Annotated in this window: 22 protein-coding genes and 1 pseudogene; 14 read left to right on the top strand and 9 right to left on the bottom strand. The window is 63.7% G+C overall.

What is annotated here, in order from left to right:
* Window positions 1–15 precede the first annotated feature (15 nt).
* Window positions 16–1008 (bottom strand): putative oxygenase MesX, encoded by a 993-nt coding sequence (locus EB835_RS01115; RefSeq protein ID WP_135807652.1) that lies wholly within the window; start codon window positions 1006–1008, stop codon window positions 16–18.
* A 123-nt stretch (window positions 1009–1131) separates the two neighbouring features.
* Between EB835_RS01115 and EB835_RS01110 the strand changes: the two genes are divergently transcribed.
* On the top strand, window positions 1132–2079 hold the full coding sequence (locus tag EB835_RS01110) for a LysR family transcriptional regulator (RefSeq protein WP_135807651.1): 948 nt from the start codon (window positions 1132–1134) through the stop codon (window positions 2077–2079).
* Between the two features lie 646 nt (window positions 2080–2725).
* Here the strand turns inward: EB835_RS01110 and EB835_RS01105 are convergent.
* Window positions 2726–2890, bottom strand: coding sequence for a hypothetical protein (locus EB835_RS01105; protein WP_240688457.1), 165 nt, complete (start codon window positions 2888–2890; stop codon window positions 2726–2728).
* Between the two features lie 566 nt (window positions 2891–3456).
* Here EB835_RS01105 and EB835_RS01095 point away from each other — a divergent pair.
* Entirely contained in the window at window positions 3457–4686 is a 1230-nt protein-coding gene (locus EB835_RS01095; protein ID WP_168216585.1) for an alpha/beta hydrolase, read from the top strand.
* Between the two features lie 106 nt (window positions 4687–4792).
* Window positions 4793–5233 carry a YtoQ family protein gene (locus EB835_RS01090; RefSeq protein WP_135807649.1) on the top strand — a complete coding sequence of 147 codons (441 nt, stop codon included), beginning with the start codon at window positions 4793–4795 and terminating at the stop codon, window positions 5231–5233.
* Here the strand turns inward: EB835_RS01090 and EB835_RS20380 are convergent.
* Window positions 5194–5382: a hypothetical protein gene (locus tag EB835_RS20380; RefSeq protein ID WP_205749831.1), complete on the bottom strand. Its 189-nt coding sequence runs from the start codon at window positions 5380–5382 to the stop codon at window positions 5194–5196. The two genes, EB835_RS01090 and EB835_RS20380, sit on opposite strands and share 40 nt — an antisense overlap.
* A 226-nt stretch (window positions 5383–5608) precedes the next feature.
* Here EB835_RS20380 and EB835_RS01080 point away from each other — a divergent pair.
* From EB835_RS01080 to EB835_RS01070, 3 genes and pseudogenes are all read left to right on the top strand, one after another.
* Window positions 5609–6047 (top strand): annotated as a pseudogene (locus tag EB835_RS01080) (nucleoside deaminase).
* Window positions 6048–6137: 90 nt separating this feature from the next.
* Window positions 6138–7082: an alpha/beta fold hydrolase gene (locus EB835_RS01075; protein WP_135807648.1), complete on the top strand. Its 945-nt coding sequence runs from the start codon at window positions 6138–6140 to the stop codon at window positions 7080–7082.
* Window positions 7083–7101: 19 nt separating this feature from the next.
* Window positions 7102–7953 carry a GNAT family N-acetyltransferase gene (locus tag EB835_RS01070; RefSeq protein ID WP_135807647.1) on the top strand — a complete coding sequence of 284 codons (852 nt, stop codon included), beginning with the start codon at window positions 7102–7104 and terminating at the stop codon, window positions 7951–7953.
* Window positions 7954–8011: 58 nt separating this feature from the next.
* Here the strand turns inward: EB835_RS01070 and EB835_RS01065 are convergent, their stop codons facing one another.
* The 4 genes from EB835_RS01065 to EB835_RS01050 form a co-directional block, all read right to left on the bottom strand.
* Entirely contained in the window at window positions 8012–8506 is a 495-nt protein-coding gene (locus tag EB835_RS01065; RefSeq protein WP_135807646.1) for a mycothiol transferase, read from the bottom strand.
* Between the two features lie 45 nt (window positions 8507–8551).
* Window positions 8552–8995 (bottom strand): alternative ribosome rescue aminoacyl-tRNA hydrolase ArfB, encoded by a 444-nt coding sequence (gene arfB / locus EB835_RS01060; protein ID WP_135807645.1) that lies wholly within the window; start codon window positions 8993–8995, stop codon window positions 8552–8554.
* Between the two features lies 1 nt (window position 8996).
* Entirely contained in the window at window positions 8997–9602 is a 606-nt protein-coding gene (locus EB835_RS01055) for a 1-acyl-sn-glycerol-3-phosphate acyltransferase (protein WP_135807644.1), read from the bottom strand.
* Between the two features lie 80 nt (window positions 9603–9682).
* Window positions 9683–10216 carry a hypothetical protein gene (locus EB835_RS01050; protein ID WP_135807643.1) on the bottom strand — a complete coding sequence of 178 codons (534 nt, stop codon included), beginning with the start codon at window positions 10214–10216 and terminating at the stop codon, window positions 9683–9685.
* An 87-nt stretch (window positions 10217–10303) separates the two neighbouring features.
* Here EB835_RS01050 and EB835_RS01045 point away from each other — a divergent pair, with 87 nt between their 5' ends.
* A complete protein-coding gene (locus tag EB835_RS01045; RefSeq protein ID WP_135807642.1) occupies window positions 10304–10990 on the top strand; it encodes an SDR family oxidoreductase in 687 nt (228 codons plus the stop codon).
* A 137-nt stretch (window positions 10991–11127) separates the two neighbouring features.
* On the opposite strand, the gene EB835_RS01040 is transcribed toward EB835_RS01045, so the two are convergent.
* Window positions 11128–11766: a dihydrofolate reductase family protein gene (locus EB835_RS01040; protein ID WP_135807641.1), complete on the bottom strand. Its 639-nt coding sequence runs from the start codon at window positions 11764–11766 to the stop codon at window positions 11128–11130.
* A gap of 120 nt (window positions 11767–11886) precedes the next feature.
* Between EB835_RS01040 and EB835_RS01035 the strand changes: the two genes are divergently transcribed.
* The 3 genes from EB835_RS01035 (at window position 11887) to EB835_RS01025 (ending at window position 13363) form a co-directional block, all read left to right on the top strand.
* On the top strand, window positions 11887–12378 hold the full coding sequence (locus tag EB835_RS01035) for a winged helix-turn-helix transcriptional regulator (protein WP_135807640.1): 492 nt from the start codon (window positions 11887–11889) through the stop codon (window positions 12376–12378).
* A gap of 189 nt (window positions 12379–12567) precedes the next feature.
* Window positions 12568–12900, top strand: coding sequence for a VOC family protein (locus EB835_RS01030; RefSeq protein WP_135807639.1), 333 nt, complete (start codon window positions 12568–12570; stop codon window positions 12898–12900).
* Window positions 12893–13363 carry an SRPBCC domain-containing protein gene (locus tag EB835_RS01025; RefSeq protein ID WP_168216584.1) on the top strand — a complete coding sequence of 157 codons (471 nt, stop codon included), beginning with the start codon at window positions 12893–12895 and terminating at the stop codon, window positions 13361–13363. The genes EB835_RS01030 and EB835_RS01025 overlap by 8 nt, the downstream gene beginning before the upstream one ends.
* On the opposite strand, the gene EB835_RS01020 is transcribed toward EB835_RS01025, so the two are convergent.
* Window positions 13353–14258 carry a carbohydrate kinase family protein gene (locus EB835_RS01020; protein WP_135807637.1) on the bottom strand — a complete coding sequence of 302 codons (906 nt, stop codon included), beginning with the start codon at window positions 14256–14258 and terminating at the stop codon, window positions 13353–13355. The two genes, EB835_RS01025 and EB835_RS01020, sit on opposite strands and share 11 nt — an antisense overlap.
* Window positions 14259–14377: 119 nt before the next feature.
* Between EB835_RS01020 and EB835_RS01015 the strand changes: the two genes are divergently transcribed.
* From EB835_RS01015 to EB835_RS01000, 4 genes are read left to right on the top strand one after another with little or no spacing between them, the layout of a single operon-like run.
* A complete protein-coding gene (locus tag EB835_RS01015; RefSeq protein ID WP_135807636.1) occupies window positions 14378–14836 on the top strand; it encodes a DUF2695 domain-containing protein in 459 nt (152 codons plus the stop codon).
* 26 nt (window positions 14837–14862) lie between these two features.
* Window positions 14863–15996, top strand: a complete 1134-nt coding sequence (locus EB835_RS01010; RefSeq protein WP_135807635.1) for a nucleoside hydrolase — start codon at window positions 14863–14865, stop codon at window positions 15994–15996.
* Entirely contained in the window at window positions 15993–16871 is an 879-nt protein-coding gene (locus EB835_RS01005; protein WP_135807634.1) for a histidine kinase, read from the top strand. The genes EB835_RS01010 and EB835_RS01005 overlap by 4 nt, the downstream gene beginning before the upstream one ends.
* Window positions 16868–17704: an energy-coupling factor transporter transmembrane component T family protein gene (locus tag EB835_RS01000; RefSeq protein ID WP_135807633.1), complete on the top strand. Its 837-nt coding sequence runs from the start codon at window positions 16868–16870 to the stop codon at window positions 17702–17704. The genes EB835_RS01005 and EB835_RS01000 overlap by 4 nt, the downstream gene beginning before the upstream one ends.
* Window position 17705: the final 1 nt, after the last annotated feature.

Raw genomic sequence — 17705 nt, 5'->3', positions numbered from 1 at the left:
TTTCTTCTCCTGCGGTCATGCGACTGGGACGGGTCGGTCGGAAGCCCACTGCTCGAGCATCTCTCGGTGCGGGTTGACGAAGAACTTCTCCGTGAACTTTCCCTGTCTGATGCCGAGCTGGTTGCGTTCGACGCGATCATATGTGACGGGCATCTCCGAGAAGTCGTGCCGGTCCAGCGTCGGCCGGTAGATCTCTCCGGCGGCGGTATTCGCGTTGTAGATCTCGGGCCGATAGATCTTCTGGAAAGTCTCCATCGTGCTGATCGTGCCGATGAGCGCCAGATCGGAATAGTCGCCGAGGAGGTCGCCGCGATGATAGAAGGCCAGCGGTGCGACGCTGCCCGGCGGCATGAAATACCTCACCTGGAGTCCCATCTTCGCGAAGTAGTCATCGGTCAGTGAATAATCGTCCTGCTGGTATTCGAACCCGAGAATCGGGTGGTGATGCTCGGTGCGACGATACGACTTGCTTGTGGACACGCTGATGCAGATCACGGGTGCCGTCTGGAACCGTTCTCGATAGGCGGCAGAATCGAGGAAGTGTTGGAATAGTTTGCCATGCAGATCACCGAAGTCATCGGGGACCGTGAACTCGGTTGCGGCCTCATTGGCAGCCGGCAGCCGCACGCTGAAATCGAAATCGCGGACGAAAGACGAAAAATTGTTCCCCACGATTCCGGGGTGACGTTTTCCAGTCAGTCTGTCGATGATCTGGATATCCAGGATTTCGAGCAGGGGGAACTCCTGTTCCCGGCCGCCCGAGGTGAGGTGAAGCCCTCCGGAGACGATGTCGAGTTCGAGGACGTATCGATCCCGGTCGTGATTGTCCCAGGACGCGAGTTCGTTGAAGCGGCGATTGATGATGCTCAGAGCAGTGCGGAGGTTCTGCTGACGGTCCTTGCCTCTGGCGAGGTTGGCAAAGTTCGTCGTCGCTCGGGTGCTCTCCGACGGCGAGTAGTCCTCGTCGAATCGCGTCGTGGTGATGCTGAATGAGAACTCAGGTGTCATGGACGTCCAATTCGGTGGGTGTTCGGCCTGTTGCGGTCGTTTGCATGTCTGTGATCCATCCTGCCCGTCCCCGGTAGTCATCGGGTAACTCGGGCGAACTATGGATTCCTATAGCCTAGATCTATGCCTCGAGGTCTGAAGAACATCACGCTGCTGCAACTCCAGTACTTCATCCAGGTCGCGTCGGAGGGGTCGATCACCGCCGCCGCCGATCTCCTCTATGTCTCTCAGCCGACCATGTCTGCCGCGATGAAGGACCTGGAGACCCGTGTGGATCGAGCTCTGCTCGTCCGATCCGCCCGCGGGGTGACTTTGACTGACGACGGTGTGGAGTTCCTCGGCTATGCTCGGCAGGTCGTCGAACAGGTGGAACTTCTCGAGCAGCACTACCTAGGGCGCCCACCGTCACGGCGTCTGCTCGGAGTCTCGGCACAGCACTACTCGTTCGTCGTCGATGCTTTCGTTCGGATGGTCAAGGCCAGCGATGCTGCCGAGTATGAGTTCTCACTGCGAGAGACGCGTACCTGGGACATCATCGAAGACGTTCGCACGCTCCGCAGTGAGCTCGGCATCCTCTACCGCAACGATTTCAACAGGAAGGTCATCGACAAACTGCTGCGAGATTCCGGGCTTGCGTTCCACCCGCTCTTCCTCGCCTCTCCGCACATCTTCATCTCTCGTACGAACCCGCTTGCCTCCCGCCACCGCGTCACCCTTGACGATCTCGCCGCCCTGCCGCGGCTCACTTTCGACCAGGGTGCGAACAACTCGTTCTCCTTCGCCGAGGAGATTCTCTCCACTCTGTCGAGCAAGCAGGAGATCCGGGTTTCTGACCGTGCGACCATCTTTAACCTGATGATCGGACTCGACGGCTACACCATCTCGACGGGCATCATCAGCGACGATCTCGATCCGGCCATTGTCGCGATTCCACTCGAGGTCGAGGAACGCATCGAGATCGGCTGGATCGATCATTCCGGGATCCCGCTGACCGAACAGGCGCAGCGCTACCTCGACGAAGTGCGGGCCGTCGTCGGCGGTTTCGGCATGGCGCTGCTCGACCGGCCTTGACCGAGGGCAGCGCCGAGGCGGTTCCCTCGACCCACGAGATCGTCAGTTCGTCAGCGCTCCCTCGGCAAAGGCCGCCGACGCCGCTGTGCGGCAGACGCTCTGCTGTGGCATGTTTGAGGAGCACCGGAGTCGGGCTAGTCGAGCCGCGGTGGAAGATCAACTGATGACGCCTCGCACGATCGATGTCGTCGCCCGTCAGGATCCCGCGTCAGCTGATCTGACCGAGTTCCGGCCGATGTTCAACCGAGAGAACTCGATGGTTCCGGCGAGTGGGTTTTCGAATAGCCGTACGGCTAGTCTTCGCTTGGTCTCCACGTCAAGGCGCGGATCGAACAGCGCGTGCGGGATCGGTGGCAGGTATGGCAGCTGGTGGGTGGTGGCAGGCCGACGACTCGCCGCGCCCCTCGCTTGAAGACCACCTCGGTGCAGGGGCCGTGCTCTCTGGGGTTGCAGATCGCGGCATCCGCGAGGCGATGAGTCCTGTAGCCTCAACTGCCGCCGACCTAGTCGAGGCAGCGAGGCCACGTCTGACTCCGGCCCTGGCCGAATGCGTCAGGGCTCGAGAGCTGGAAGCGATGGGATTTCACTCCGACGTTGAAGCGGCACCCTCGTCGGACGTCTCATGGGTGAAACTCAGATTCGACGTCTAGTGGACGGTGACCGTGTCGGCATCGGCCACCCATTTTTCGTCGTCCACGACGACGCGCTCGATTCGGCGTCCGCCGATTTCGGACGCGGAAGCGGCGAAGTCCGCGAGGGTGACCGGCTCGGGCAGCGTCAGGTCGATCGGGCCCTCAAATGGTTCGACCATCTTCTGAAGCGGATTCCGCCTGGGCAGATCGGCGTCAGTGTCCGCGATCCCTCGCGTGCGACCCATTTGGCCGATCAAGGAGTCCGCGTCCGGCAGGGGTTCTCCTCCAGGAGTATCGCGGCTCCGAGCAGTTGCTGGCCCTGTGCCAAACCGGAACGGAATTCCACGACAGCCTTGTCGCTCAGGGGCACGCCGCCGGCGTATTGGTCCCCGACTTCACAGCAGAAGACTTCCAATCACTTGCCCGCGACAATGCTCTCGTCCTCAAACACGGGGGCCGACCGCCTCGAGCCGACAATGACCGCCGAACAGCATTCCAGCTCGGTGGGATCTGCCGATCGTCCAGCGTGCCCGACTAGCCTCGCGACTTCGATGAGGCTGACTCAGTGCAGGGATTCTCTGCTGACCTCGGCTGCCCTCCCACGGCCGTGGGCGCAGGCCGATTCATCTGGGTTGTGAGAATCGGACTGCGTTAAAGTGGCCCCTGGCGTCAGGAGGTGACCGCCACGATGAGATCTGCTGCAGCGGGAATCTCAACCCGACAGGTCGGAAAGCGAGGACCGAAGGTGACAGCCAGCAAGCGTTCGTCACAGCCCGCGGTGCCCCAACGCGTCACCAAGACAGTTCGGGCAACGGGCGTCCTCCTCGCGCTCGTGTTCGGTGCGATCGCTGTAGTCAACGGCCTGGCATCGCTCATTCCCGGGCTTGGCCCGGTCAGTTCCGCTGCGGCCCGGTTTGCGCCGACGATTGCGCCGATGGCAACTGTGGTCGGAGCGATTGTGCTTGGGTTCGGAATCGTCTGGCTGCGCCGAGGCCGTCGATGGACCGGAGCTGCAATGACAGGATTCGGAGTGGTGAGCACGATCGCGAATCTGGCGGTCGTCATTGTGCTCCTCGTCGCCATCACCTCGGCCGGTGGCTCGGTGAACCTGTTCACTGCCACGTTCGGGCTCTCGGCGATCGACTCTGCGTCACCTGACCGCCAAGAGGTGTACGACAAGTCCACCTCCGGTGACGATCTTTCCGTTTCGATCTACGAGCCGAAGGGAGAGAAGGGTCCGGCCCCGACGATCATGTACGTCCACGGAGGCGGTTGGATCGCAGGCGAACCGAACGCAGCGAGTTCAGAACTCCGTGAACTCGCTGATCACGGCTACCTGGTCGTATCGGTCGAATACGAACTCGCCACCCTGGATAACGCAACCTGGCAGAGCGCACCGTCGCAGGTCGCCTGTGCGGCAAGCTGGATTCAGACCCACGCAGACACGATCGGTGCAGATACCGATCGCCTTGCGTTCTGGGGCGAGAGTTCGGGCAGCAACATGGTCGCCAACACCGCCGGTGCCGCAGCGCAAGGCGCCGCCGAGTCGTCATGTGGTGGCAAGGTTCCGGTTCCGGCGGCGGTCATTGCCGACTACCCGGCGTTCGATGTGACCGGCCTCTACGAGAACGCTCCCACCGGGCCTGGTGCGGGAACAGGAACCAGACTGTTTGCGACCAGTTATACGGGCGGCACACCGAAGGAATACCCGGAACGCTACGCCGCGGCCGATTCCGTCACGCATTTGGAAGAACCCGCGCCACCGGTGCTCATGATGACTGCCATGCGCGATGACGTCATCACACCGAGCGACCAACTGGCATGGGCTGAATCGGCCCGAAGCCGTGGAGTCGACGTCCAGACAGTGCAGGTTCCTCTCGCCAATCATGCCTACACACAGAAGGCGAAGAACTCAATCGGCAGCCAAGGGCATCTGAGCATCGCAGAAGCCTACCTGTCCGAACGCTTTCGCTGACCCCGACCTCCTGGGTGAGACCGGTGCTGACGACCACCAATTGGCTATGGTGGTCCCGAAAGGGCCGTGCCGGTCCCACGCCTATTGGAATCAGGAGTACTCGATCATGAGCTTCACTGTCTACCTGTCCGGAGAGATCCACACCGATTGGCGTGAGGAGGTCAAAAATGGCGCCGAGGCGGCCGGGCTCGATATCGAGTTCACCGCCCCGGTGACGGACCATCCCGCCAGCGATGCCGCCGGTGACCACCTCGGCGAGAACGACAGCGCCTTCTGGCGCGACCACCAGTCGTCAAAGGTCAATGCCATCCGCACCCGCACCCTGATCGCAAAGGCCGATATGGTCGTCGTGCGCTTCGGCGACAAGTACAAGCAGTGGAACGCCGCCTTCGACGCCGGCTACTGCGCAGCACTCGGCACACCCTATGTGACCCTCCACGATGCCGACATCATTCATCCGCTCAAAGAGGTCGACGCTGAAGCCCAAGCCTGGTGCCAGACGACCGATCAGGTGGTCGAAACCCTGAAGTACATCCTCAGAGACTGAACCTGAAAAGGACTGAACCCGATGAGCTGAGGCCGCGAACGACCACCTGCCAAAGGGTCGCTCGCGGCCTCCACCCAGTAGATGCCGTCGATATCGTTGATGCTGATTTCGAGCGCGGGCGAGGTCGGAACGATCTCGCGTTCGGACACGAGGATCTCCTCGACCCAGTCCAGAACGTCCTGTGCTTCAGCAGCCGGGGCCACGGTGAACGTGTGCTTGTACTAATTGGAGAAGTACCGTGCCTCGTTGGCACGTAGGCCCGCCAGCGCCTCGGCGACGGGGGAAGACTCGAGACCTTCGGTGGAGACCTCGGTGAATGACACGGCTTCGAACGGCATGGATCAAGGATATGCCCGCTGTGATTGGATGAGGAGCATGGAACCTCAACTTGATCTCAATGATGATGACCGCAGATTCCTCACCCGGTGCGTCGACCTGGCTCGCGAAGCCCTTGATGCCGGAGACGAACCATTCGGGTCCGTGCTCGTCGACGCCGCCCGAATTCGAAATCGCTCGCTGGGCAGCCGACCATCTCACACCCCAGCAGCGAGCCGAAACCGTCGTCTTCACCTCCGGCGAACACTGCCCGATGTGCTCAGCGGCGCACGCGTGGGTGGGCCTCGGCCGCATCGTCTACGCCAGCAGCAGCCAGCAGCTGAGCGCCTGGCACAAGGACTGGGGTCTGGCCCCCGGTCCCGTACTGCCGCTGCCCGTTCAGGACGTCGCCCCGGGAATCGAAGTCGCCGGACCCGATCCGGAATTGAGCACCCAGGTGCGGAATCTGCACGCCCGTCTGCACGGAGTCGATGCCTGAGATCCGCGGTACAGTATCTGCATCTCAGCGATTGTTCTGCCCGCACCGAAATCACGGGGCCGGCAGCGAAACTGACAAAGGAGTCCGGCCTTGGCCCTGCATGAAATCACGTTCCCCTCGAGCAACGATCGCGACACGATCAACGCGTGGCTCCACACTCCCACGACGGCGCCGAACGGCATTGTGCAGATCATCCACGGCCTCGGCGAACATTCCCGCCGCTACCTCCACCTCATCAGCACCTTGCTCGATGCCGGCTTCGCCGTCGTCGCCAGTGACCACGCAGGGCACGGGCGCACTGCCATGGAGTCGGGTGTCTGGGCCGACGCTGGAGACGAGGCCGCGCGCGTCGTCGTCGACGACGAGCTGACTCTGCAGGCGAAGGCGCGTGAGATCCTGCCCGGACTGCCCTATATCGTCTTCGGCCACAGCTGGGGGTCGATGATCGCCCGGTCCATGGCATCCCGCCCTGAAACCGAACTCACCGGGCTGGCGCTGTGCGGAATCGCCGCGCAGATGAAGGGAATCGAACAGACCATTGACCGCGCTGAACTCGCCGAGGCGGCCGCTGGCGACCATCGTGCGGAACCTGCCGCAGACCATCTGGTGGGACAGCTCTTCGACGGGTTCCTCGACCGCTGTGGTCCCGATGCAGGACCCACCGCATGGGTTGCCCTCGACGAAGCGGTCGTCGCCGATCACGGCCGTGACCCGTTCAACAACTTCGGTGCCCCGATGAGTGCGCGATTCCTGCAGGGATTCGTCGACATCTACGACGAAGCCAATGCCGATTCCTGGTATGCGACGATCTCAAACGATCTGCCGGTGCTCATCCTCGCGGGTGACCAGGATCCGGTTGCGAACTACGGCGAAGGCGCTTACCATGTGGCCAACAGGCTGCGCGAGACCGGTCACGCCGACGTGCGCACACGAGTCTTCTCAGGAGTCCGGCACGAAGTCCACAACGAATCGACGACTCGCGCCGAGGCGGAAGCGGAGATTGTTGGTTTCGCAACCCGCGTCGTCGCAGGTTAAAGATCGAGGCTGACCCACCATGATGATTCCGTCTGCCGAGGACCTGTCGAACATCATCGATGCTGTCGCGTCCTGGCAGCGCGAGGGGCTGCCCGTCCAAGTCCATCCAGGCGACCTCGGTTGGTATCAGCGCTTCGGCTCGCAAGCGCTCGCCTCGGCGTTGCGGGTATGGACGCGCGACGGTGAGATCGCAGCTGTCGGATTCCTCGACGAATCCGAACTCATCCGTATGGCGATCTCGCCTGACCATGCCTCGGATGAAACCCTCGCCGAGGCGGTCGTGACGGATCTCGAGACCACGCTGTCCGATCTCCTCCCACCGGGGACAGGAATCGTCGAGGCTCGCTTCGGGGCCGAGTTGCAGCACACCCTCACCCAGGCGCGATGGACACCCGACGAACCCTGGACCGTCCTGCACCGCGCACTGTCAGATTCTGTCCCACCGACCTCGTTGAGGTTCGAGACTGTCGAAGCGGATGGCATCGCTGACCGGATCAGCGTCGAATCCGCCGCATTCCCCGGCGCATCACTGACCGCTGAGCGATGGCAGCTGATGGCTGCAGGACACGCCTACCAACAGGCTCGGTGCCTCGTCGGCTATTCCACGGACGGTGCTGCCGTCGGAGCCACCACCGTCTGGTCCGCTGGACACGGTCGCCCCGGCATCATCGAACCTCTCGGAGTTCATGGTGACCACCGCGGCCACGGGTATGGCACGGAAATGGCGCTCGGTGCTGCAAGCGCACTGCGGTCGATGGGAGCGTCGAGTGTCAACGTGGCCACCCCGTCATCGAACACCGCCGCCGTCGCCACCTATCGAGCGGCCGGGATGGACAGCCTCGGCGAGGTCAGGGACTTCAGCCGCCCCTGATCGGCGTTGGAGAACAGGCCGGCGCGGCGTTGGAGATCAGGACAGCCGACGTCGGAGGTCAGGCCGGAGCGCCGGCGATGAACGCCGCCTGCGCGACGTGCTGAATCGCATCATCGATGATCGAGACCATGCGGACGCCGCGAGTGACTGCCGGCGTCCAGTTCTCATCGATGATCTCGTCGAAGTCGTCCTCCGACAGCGTCTCCAGGTACTCGGTGAACGCGTTCAATGTAGCGTTGAGATAGGCGACGAGCAGCTGCTGATCGTCGACGCGGATCTCGGCTGCCTGTTCCGGGGTGTGCCCGAGCCCGAACCCATCGCCGGCCTCGTCGAGGTTGAAGCGCTCACGGAAGTCCTCCCACTGTTGAGGGCCTCCGGTGAGGTCGGAGAGCTGGACGTCGATCTCGCGGCCGCTGTGCCACAGCAACCATGCGATGGAGTTCGGATGACCGCCGAGGTGGCTGTTGAGTTCCTCGGGGGAGAGGTCGGGCAGCGCCTGCGCCGCTTGGAGGGGGCGCTGGGACAGGTCGGTGAGAATCTCAATGCTGTTCATGTCGCCCATTGTGCTCTTCGCGACCATCTCTGTCACCACCGGGGATCAGTCGAGACGGGGCCGGCGGCGGTTGCGTTTGATCTCCGACCGCCGCTGTTCGGATCGCACTCTGCGGCGACGGGAATTTCGGGACGGCTTCGTGGTTCGCCTCTGCACCGGCGGGGCCAACGCCTCTCGCAGCATCTGCGCCAGACGCATCCGCGCGTCCTGCCGGTTCTTCAGCTGCGACCGCTGCTTCTCCGAGGTCACGGTGACCACAGTGCCGGACAGGCGCGGTGCCAACCGGCTGAGCACCCGCTCGCGCTGAGGTTCGGTGAGGAAGGTCGCCGCAGCCAGGTCGAGGCTCAGCTGCACTCGGGAGTCAGAGGTGTTGACGTGCTGGCCTCCGGGTCCCGATGACCGGGAGAACTGTTCTGACAGTTCGGCGGCGGGGACGACCAGTCCGGCAGGGATCCCCGGTCCGGCGGGGACCCGCAGATCACCGTCCATCTCAGCTCTGCTCCGCCTCGCCTTTGCGATCGTCACCGGGGGCGGCTTCTTCGCGCAGCCTCGGCGTGATCTGCAGGTGCGGCCGGATGCCGTGCTTGTCGGCATAGAACTCGCGGATCCGATCCATGTCGCTGACCAGGTCATCGGTCATCTCCAAGGTCGGACCCAGGCCTGTGGTGTGAGTGGCCGAGTCCACGTAGCCCAAGGTGACAGGAAGGCCCGTCTGACGGGCGATGCGATGGAACCCCGATTTCCAGTGAGTGTGCCCACCGCGGGTTCCGTCTGGAGTGATGACGAGAGCGAAGACCTCCCCTTTACGCATGCGGCCGACCACCTCGTCGACGATCTTGGCCGGATCCGACCGGTCGACGGGTATCCCGCCGAGTCCGCGCATGATCGGCCCACGCCATTCGGTGAAGAGGGAATGCTTGCCCAGCCAATGGACATCGACACGAAGGCGCCACGCGATCGCGAGCATCACGACGAAGTCCCAATTGGAGGTGTGGGGTGCCCCGATGAGGATCGTCGGACGATTCGGGGCGGGCTCGGTGACGAGCTTCCACTTGCTGAACGTCCAGAAGGCGCGGGCGATGAGGCGTCGGATCATGATCTCAACGGTAAGGCACGCGCATGTGCGGGCCTACCGGTGTCCATGGACGCGTGGTGCGAAACGGGCATGTGCGGCTTTCAGCACCGGGAAGAGTCGCCGGGAATGAGGGCAAAACCATTCCTGACGAGTAACCGCGGATGATGCCTGCGCCCGCGTCGCCGCCGGGTCGCTTCCTCGGTGAGGATATACGTCGCGACCCTCGGACCACGGCGTGCCGCCTCTTCGAACACAATCGCCTCGATATTGTGCCACGACAGCAGTGTGCCCGGCAGAACCTCACCGCGCCGTGCCAACGCGACGCCGACGGGGGAGAGGACGAGGGATTCGCGCCTGCGCATTCGCACGAACAGACCGATCGGTGCGACGACGAGGCACCCGACGATGCCGATGACCAACGCCCACATGCGCAGGTTGATGATGATCAGCCACGGGCTGCGCCCGTCCTCGATTGTGGCGGTGACGACGTAGATGAAGAAGGCGAGTAGACCGATGCCGATGACGAGTGCGACGAGCAGACCGAAGAGGACCTGCCGATTCGAGGAGGGGATGACGACCTGCTGTCCACGGCCGAGCCGACGCACGACGGCGGCAGGGGAGAGATCGTCGGTCATGGACATCAGAATACCGGCGGCACGGAATAATTACGGCCGACCTGTCGCTGTACCGGACACCAAGCATCACCGACAACGGAGGTAGATATGCCTGATTCAGCTCGTGTCGTCATTCTCGGCGGCCATGGAAAGATCGCACTTCTGGCCGCGCCCAAGCTCAAGGCCGCAGGCTTCGCCGTCGATTCGGTGATCCGCAACCCCGACCAGTCATCAGATGTCAAAACCGCTGGGGCCAACCCGGTCGTCCTCGACATCGAAACCGCCGACACCCAGGTACTCGCCGACCTGTTCGCAGGAGCCCAGGCTGTCGTGTTCTCCGCCGGAGCCGGCGGCGGCAGCCCGGAGCGGACGAAGGCCGTCGACCTCGAGGCCGCCACACGCTCGATCGACGCCGCCGAACAGGCCGGGGTCAAACGCTTCGTCATGGTCTCCTACGCCAGCGCCTCCGTCGACTCGGACCGCGTCGACCCGGAGAGCTCCTTCTACCCCTACGTCGAGGCCAAGGCCGGTGCCGATGCGCACCTGCGCGCCAGCGATCTCGACTTCACGATTCTCGGACCCGGCGGGCTGACCCTCGAGCCCTCCACCGGAAAGGTCCTCATCGCCGATGAAGCCGGCGACCTCGACGGCGACCGGCCGGCCGACGAGGTGCGGGTGACCTCCCGCGAACTCGTCGCCGATGTCATCACACACGTCATCGCCGAATCCGCAGCCTTGCGTGAGACCGTGAACTTCTACGACGGGCAGACCCCCATCGCCGAGGCGATCAGCTGAGCTGAGTCCGACCGCTCCGAGCCGTCACCCGGGTCCGAGCGGCCCACTGACCCGATGGCCCGCCGTTCCGATAGGGAACGGCGGGCCATCGGCATTGCCGCACCGGCAGGGACCGGACCCCTGAGTCCTCGGGCAGATCAGCCTCGGTGATTCCACAATTGATGGGTCAGGCCGCTGGCCGTGGTGAGGCTCTCGATCGTGAAATCCTTCTCAAGTCCCTCGAGGCCCTCCCAGAGCCAGACCCCGCGGCCGAGGGTGACCGGGACGATGACGAGGTGCATGAAGTCGACGAGGCCGTCCGCAAGGAACTGTCTGACCATCGAAGGACCGCCGCCGATGCGGACATTGCCGCCGTCAGCGGCAGCGCTCGCCTCGGCGAGTGCGTCGGCTGGGGAGGCATCCACGAAATGGAAGCTCGTGCCGTTGTCGAACTCCATCGGCTCCCGCGGATGATGAGTGAGGATGAAGCACGGGGTCTTGAATGGCGGTTCCTCTCCCCACCAACCGCGCCAGCCGTCGTCGGGCCACTGCCCTGTCTGGGGGCCGAACTTCTTCCTGCCCATGATCTCGGCACCGATGCCCTGACCCCACATGGCGAACAAGGCACGGTCTGCGGTCACCGGGGCGTCGACCTTGTCCACGCCCTCGATGCCGCGGCCGTCGAAGTAGGAGAACAGTGCTTGGGCTTCGCCGATCGGCTGATCGAAGGTGACGAACTCGCCGGCAGCGAATCCGTCGAGGGAGACGAAGAGGTTGTTGACACACGCTTTGGCCATGTGCACTCCAATGTGATGGTTCGGCTGATGTCTTCAGTCCGACGGATGGCGTGGGTTCCGGGGAAGTGGACCCAGTGTAAGATTAAGTAGTTTCAGAATGCAATCACTGGAGGAGGGGCGATGCCTGCACAGCCGCGTTCGGGCTGCGCAATCAACGCCGCCGTCGAGGTCCTCGGCGACAACTGGTCGCTCATCGTCCTGCGGGACATCATCTTCGGCAATCGTCGGCACTTCCGCGAGCTGCTCACCCACAATGATGAGGGCATAGCCTCGAACATGCTCGCCAGTCGTCTGAGGAAGCTCATCGACGAAGGGCTGCTGACAAAGGCGGAAGCCGCACGCGGGCAGCGAGCCCAGTACACCCTCACCGAGGCTGGAATCCAGACTCTGCCGGTCATGGTCGCCCTTGGAACGTGGGGAATGACCCACCGGGAGACCTCGCCGGAGCTGACGATCCGATCCAGAATCATGGCCGATGACCCCCAACTCGTCGCAGGTCTCGTGGATGAGCTTCGGGAGACCCACCTCGGGGTGCCGCGCCCGAATCCTGACGAACCGCGTTCCTCGGAGCGACTGCAGGCCGCTTACGAGGCGGAGATCTCCGGAAGCTGAGAGTCCCGGTAGCTGAGCCGGGCGTCGACCTCGGTTGCGGCCAGCCCCAATGGCCGGGGGATCGCGGCGAGGCTGGTGTGAGGTCGATTCGACGATTCTCTTGCCCGATCCCGCGAGATGTGGTTCCATGTACTAGGTGATTGCATATTGCAATCACTTACTCTCAGGGCTGATCCCGAAGGAGCGATCATGATCACTGGACTCATGGCCAATATTGCTGTCACCGACGAGAAGGAGGCGACCGCATGGTATTCCCGGCTCATTGGGCGACAGCCGGATGACAAGCCGATGGCGGGGCTGGCCCAATGGCTCTTCGACGAGAAGTTCGGAATCCAGATCTGGGAAGACCCACAGCGAGCCGGACGCTCCAATGCGGTCCTAGATGTGGATGACCTCGACAAGATGGCCGAGCATCTGCGGGTGACCGGAATCGACCACGACGAGCCGAGCCCCGGTGGCGGACAGCGCATCCTGCCGATCACCGACCCGGACGGAAACCAGGTGGTGTTCTTCGGTGAGTGAGGCAGCATCCGACCAGGGTGCGCCCGTGACCGCGACGATCAGCCTCGGTGCTGATATCGACCGCCCGGTCTCCGCGGTGTGGAGCGCCTTCGCCGATATCGACCAGCGCGTGCAGTGGGGAGTCCCCGAAGGAGAGGAGATGGTCTGCGATGTCGACGAGTTCCGCCCGGGTGGAGCGATCCGCGCCCGCTGCGGGTCACCCGGAGCGCTGGAATTCGTCTCCACCGGGCAGTACTGCGCGGTCGTGCCGGACCGTCATATCGTGACCACTGAGACTCTCACAAGAGGCGATGAGATCCTCTCGACCGCCATCATCACCTGGGCCCTGATTCCCACCTCGACAGGCACCCGAGTCGAACTCGTCGACCAGGTCGTGTCCTTCGTCGGTGAGGGGATGATCGATGGCCACCGCAACGGCCACGACATCTGCCTGCGACAGCTCGGCGAATTCCTCAGTTCGTGAGATCCGCGGCCCACGGAAGATCGGCGCCTTCGCGACTGACCGTGATCGCGGCGAGCGCCGCTGCGTGTTCGCCCAGGCCCGTGAGCTCTGTCGTGCTGAGATCGGACAACGCGGCCTCCTGAGCGTGCAGGTCGTGGATGAGGGAGACCATGAATGTGTCCCCGGCCCCGATCGTGTCCGTGACGTCGACCTGAGACGCAGCTGCTGTCACCCGCGCCGAGGCGGTCGCCAGGATCGCACCGTCACCTCCGCGAGTCATCGCCACCAGTGATGGACCGAGTCCGAGCAGACGATCGATCTGAGCATCTTCGGCGAGGTCGGGATAGAGCCAATCGGCATCGACATCGCTGAGCTTGAGGACATCGACACGCTGGGCGAGAGCTTCGAACCGCGGCAGGGCCTCGTCGTGGGAACCGATGATCGACGGCCGGATGTTCGGGTCGAAGGAGACGAGGGGTCTGTCTCTCTGCTGATCTGACTGCTCCGCGACATCATCGAGGTGCCGATCGATCACGGCGGAACCCGGTGACAGGAATGCTGCGATCGACCCGAAATGCAGGGCGGAATGGGCATTTCTTCCGAGAAGCGATGAATCGGGATCCCACCGCAGCTGGAATTCGTACTCGGCCGATCCGTCCTCCGAGAGTCGAGCCAGCGCCGTGGATGTGGCGCCGCGCGGGGAAGTGAGAACGTCGACCTGGGACTCCCGCAGGTGGGCGAGAAGGAATCCGCCGAGGAAGTCATCACCGACATCGGTGAGGAACTCGACATCGTCACCGAGGCGGCCCAGGCCGAGCGCCACGTTGGCCGGGGCTCCGCCCGGTGCATAGCGGTCGGGAGCACCGTTCGTGCTGACGATGTCGATGAGGGCTTCACCGATGACGAGAATACTCATGGGCACGATTCTAAGGTGAGAAACATTCTCCGGCCTTGACCAGCAGGAATAGGACGAAAATCGGTGAGCGGAACGCATCTGCGTCATTTCATGTCAGTACCGTCTGGAACGGTGTGGTCATGGACAAGAACACCATTGACAACGACGTCAGAACGATCATCGACGCGGAAACCGCCCGCGTCTTCGCCCCTCGGCCCGGAGAATGCCTGGCCTGCTATGTGTTCCGCCAACTCGGCGAATTCGGCTGCAACGGCACTCATCGCTTCGCAGAGAGCTTCCGCGACCGGACGGCTCCACGAGCCACGGCGCTGCTCGCGCGGTTGAGCAGGATGGGTGCCTGCTGCTGTGACTGTGAGATGTTCTTCAACGCCTTCACCTTCGCAGCCAAACCCTGGATCACCAGCATGCCGTTCGGAGAGCTCATCGGCACTCCCTTCGGCAGTGAGGAAGCGATCGACATGAGAGAACGGTTCGGAATCGACGAACCTCCCTCGACGACGCTCTACCTCTGCTGCCGACTGGTGAGACGAGGATCCACCCAAGCCTGCGGAAACTGGGCCCGCATCCGACGGTGGTGAGCGCACGCGTCCGGCAGAATAGGATCATGCCTTCCACACTGCCGCTCTTCCTCGACTGCGATCCCGGCATCGACGATGCAATTGCGCTGGCCTACCTGAGCTGCCAAAACGACGTCGACGTCATCGGCATCGCCGCCACCGGAGGCAACGTCGCTACCTCACAGGTCGTCGAGAACACCCGCGGATGGCTGTCGCTGGCCGGCCGCAGCGACATACCCGTCCACGCCGGCCACGCTCTTCCGCTGGCACGACAGACTCCGCAGACAGCGCCGGACGAAGGACTGGAATACGCCGACCTCACTCATGGCGAGACCGGGCGCGGGTATGCGCACTTGCCGGCCCTAATCGACCCGGTGAGCTCGGTGTCCGCCGCACAGGCGTGGGTCGATGCAGCCCACGCCCATCCCGGACAGCTCCTCGGCGTCGTCATCGGTCCGGCCACGAACCTCGCTCTCGCCCTCGACATCGACCCGGAGCTGCCGAGACTGTTCAAACGACTCTTCATCATGGGCGGAGCGTTCAACTACCGCGGCAACACCCACCCCACGACGGAATGGAACGTCACCTTCGACCCGGAATCCACATCGAAGGTCCTCTCTGCCTTCAGCACTGCCCACACGAACGGTCGGCTCAAGCATCTGCCGGTCATCGCCCCGATCGAAGCCACCGAAGCCGTGGAGATGACACCCGATCGACTCACTGAAATCCGGAACGGAGCCAAGGCCTCCGGCCAGCCGTGGCAGGCGATGGTGGCTGAGCTGTCCGAGGCGCTGCGCTTCTACTTCGAGTTCCACGAATCCGACGGACTCGGCTACCTCGCCCATATCCACGATCCCTTCGTCCTCGCCTGCACCCTGTCATGGGCACGACAGACCACCGTCGCGTCGACCGGGGCGGAGCCCGAAGAGCCGAACACCGACGCCCAGGAGACGGCCGCCACGGCTCCCGTCAGGGGAGCTGCAGGCCAACTGCCGTGGGCGACAACTCGGTGGGCACCTGTCGATGTCGAACTCACGGGTACACTCACACGAGGCGAAACCGTCGCCGATTGGCTGGGACGTTGGGGCCGTCCCGTGAATGCAGAGATCATCCGCACCATCGACGCTCCTGCATTCCTCGACCACCTCAGCACCACCCTGATGAAAGGACCACTCGCATGACCGCACACTCCAGACAGTCTGGGCAGGGGCCGACCACCACGGTCGGTCCCGGACAAAACCGCAACCGCACCCTTCCCCTCACCCTCACACTGCTCGGCACCCTCATCGTCATCGGCACCTACGTCGCCGTGCTGCTGACCCAACCGGCCAACCTCGGCGTCGACCTCGGCCACACCACTCTGTGGGTCATGCTCGGCTATCTGGGCGGAGGCATCCTGCTCGCCGCCGGCACCCTCCCGCTCGTTCCCCGCAGCGTCCTCGCGCTCATCCCGGTCGCCATCGCGCTCAACATCGTCATCGGGCAGATCATCGGCAACTACACGCCCGTGCCCCTCTACCTCGACTCCATCGGAACAGTGCTCATCGGCGTCCTGGCCGGACCCGCAGCAGGAGCATTCACCGGAATCATCTCGAACCTCATCTGGGGTGTGACCCTGAGCCCCAGCGTCATCGCCTTCAGCTCCGGAGCCGCCTTCATCGGAGCCGCCGCCGGTTGGGCCGCCCGACTCGGAGTCTTCCGCACACCCTGGACCGCGGTCATCGTCGGCGCCGTCGCCGGTGTACCTGCCGGTGCCATCGGGGCACCCGTCGCCGCCTACGTCTTCGGCGGCGGACTGGGAGCCGGCACCGGGGGAGTCGTCGCGATCCTCCAAGCTGTGGGCCTCGAGATGTTCAACGCCACGTTCGCCCAGAGCATGGTCTCCGACATCGTCGACAAAGCGCTCATCTTCGCCCTCGCCTATGTCGTCATCCGGTCGCTGCCCAAACGCATCATCGCTCGCTACGAGTTCGCCGCCCACAGTCGGCCCCGTGCGACGAAGACCCGTGGCTCCGATCCAGCGAAACCGGTCGAAGCGGCACAGCCGACGGAATGAGCTCTGCCTCAACCGACACACATACCGCGGAAGCTGCCCCGGACGTCGGTCCGAAGCGTCGTCTGCATCCGGCCACGGAACTGGTCATCCTTGCCTGCAGCCTGCTGCTCGTCTTCGGCGTCCCGTCTCCGATCGTGCCGGTCATCATCTTGGCCTGTTCGCTCGTGACAGTGATGGTCTCACCGGCTGTGCGGCCGCGGACATGGGCGATGACCGTGGGGCTGCTGTGCCTGCCGACTCTGGTCGTGCTCATCATCGTGCAGGGACTGTTCTATCCCGGCATCGAGGTGCACGTACTCTGGCAGGCCGGACCCGCCCGCCTCAGTGTGGAAGGACTGAGCATCGCCGTCCAGATCTGGCTGCGAGTGAGCAGCCTGATCGGACTGTGTGCGCTGTTCGGACTCGGCACTGACTCCGCTCGCCTCTTCGACGGTCTGCGTCGACTCCGACTGCCGCCGGCAGTCGCCTATGTCTGTGCCTCGGCCATCGGACTCATCCCACTGATCGGCGCACGCACCCGGCACATCATCGAAGCGAGACAGGCCCGAGGTTGGGCCACCGACTCCTGGCGAGTGCGCGTTCGTCTGCTGCCGGGAATCGTCGTCGGACTCGTCACCGCGATCCTGCTGACCGTCGATCAGCGTCACGAAGTGCTCGAAGTGAGCGGACTCGATTCCAGTCCGAGCACGGTCGACCTCCAGGACCACACGGACGGGACGGGGCAGCGCCTACTGCGCATCCTGACTCCGCTCGTGACTTTCGGAAGCGTCGTCGCCTCGGTGATCGGAGTTCTCCCGCTGCCGGGTGCCGCTCAGTTGATCGGCGGTGCCTGAC

The sequence above is a fragment of the Brevibacterium sp. S22 genome, assembly GCF_004745485.1.
Classification (GTDB): domain Bacteria; phylum Actinomycetota; class Actinomycetes; order Actinomycetales; family Brevibacteriaceae; genus Brevibacterium.
Note: the sequence above shows the minus strand (reverse complement) of the source record. Positions and strands in the feature narration are given on the sequence as shown.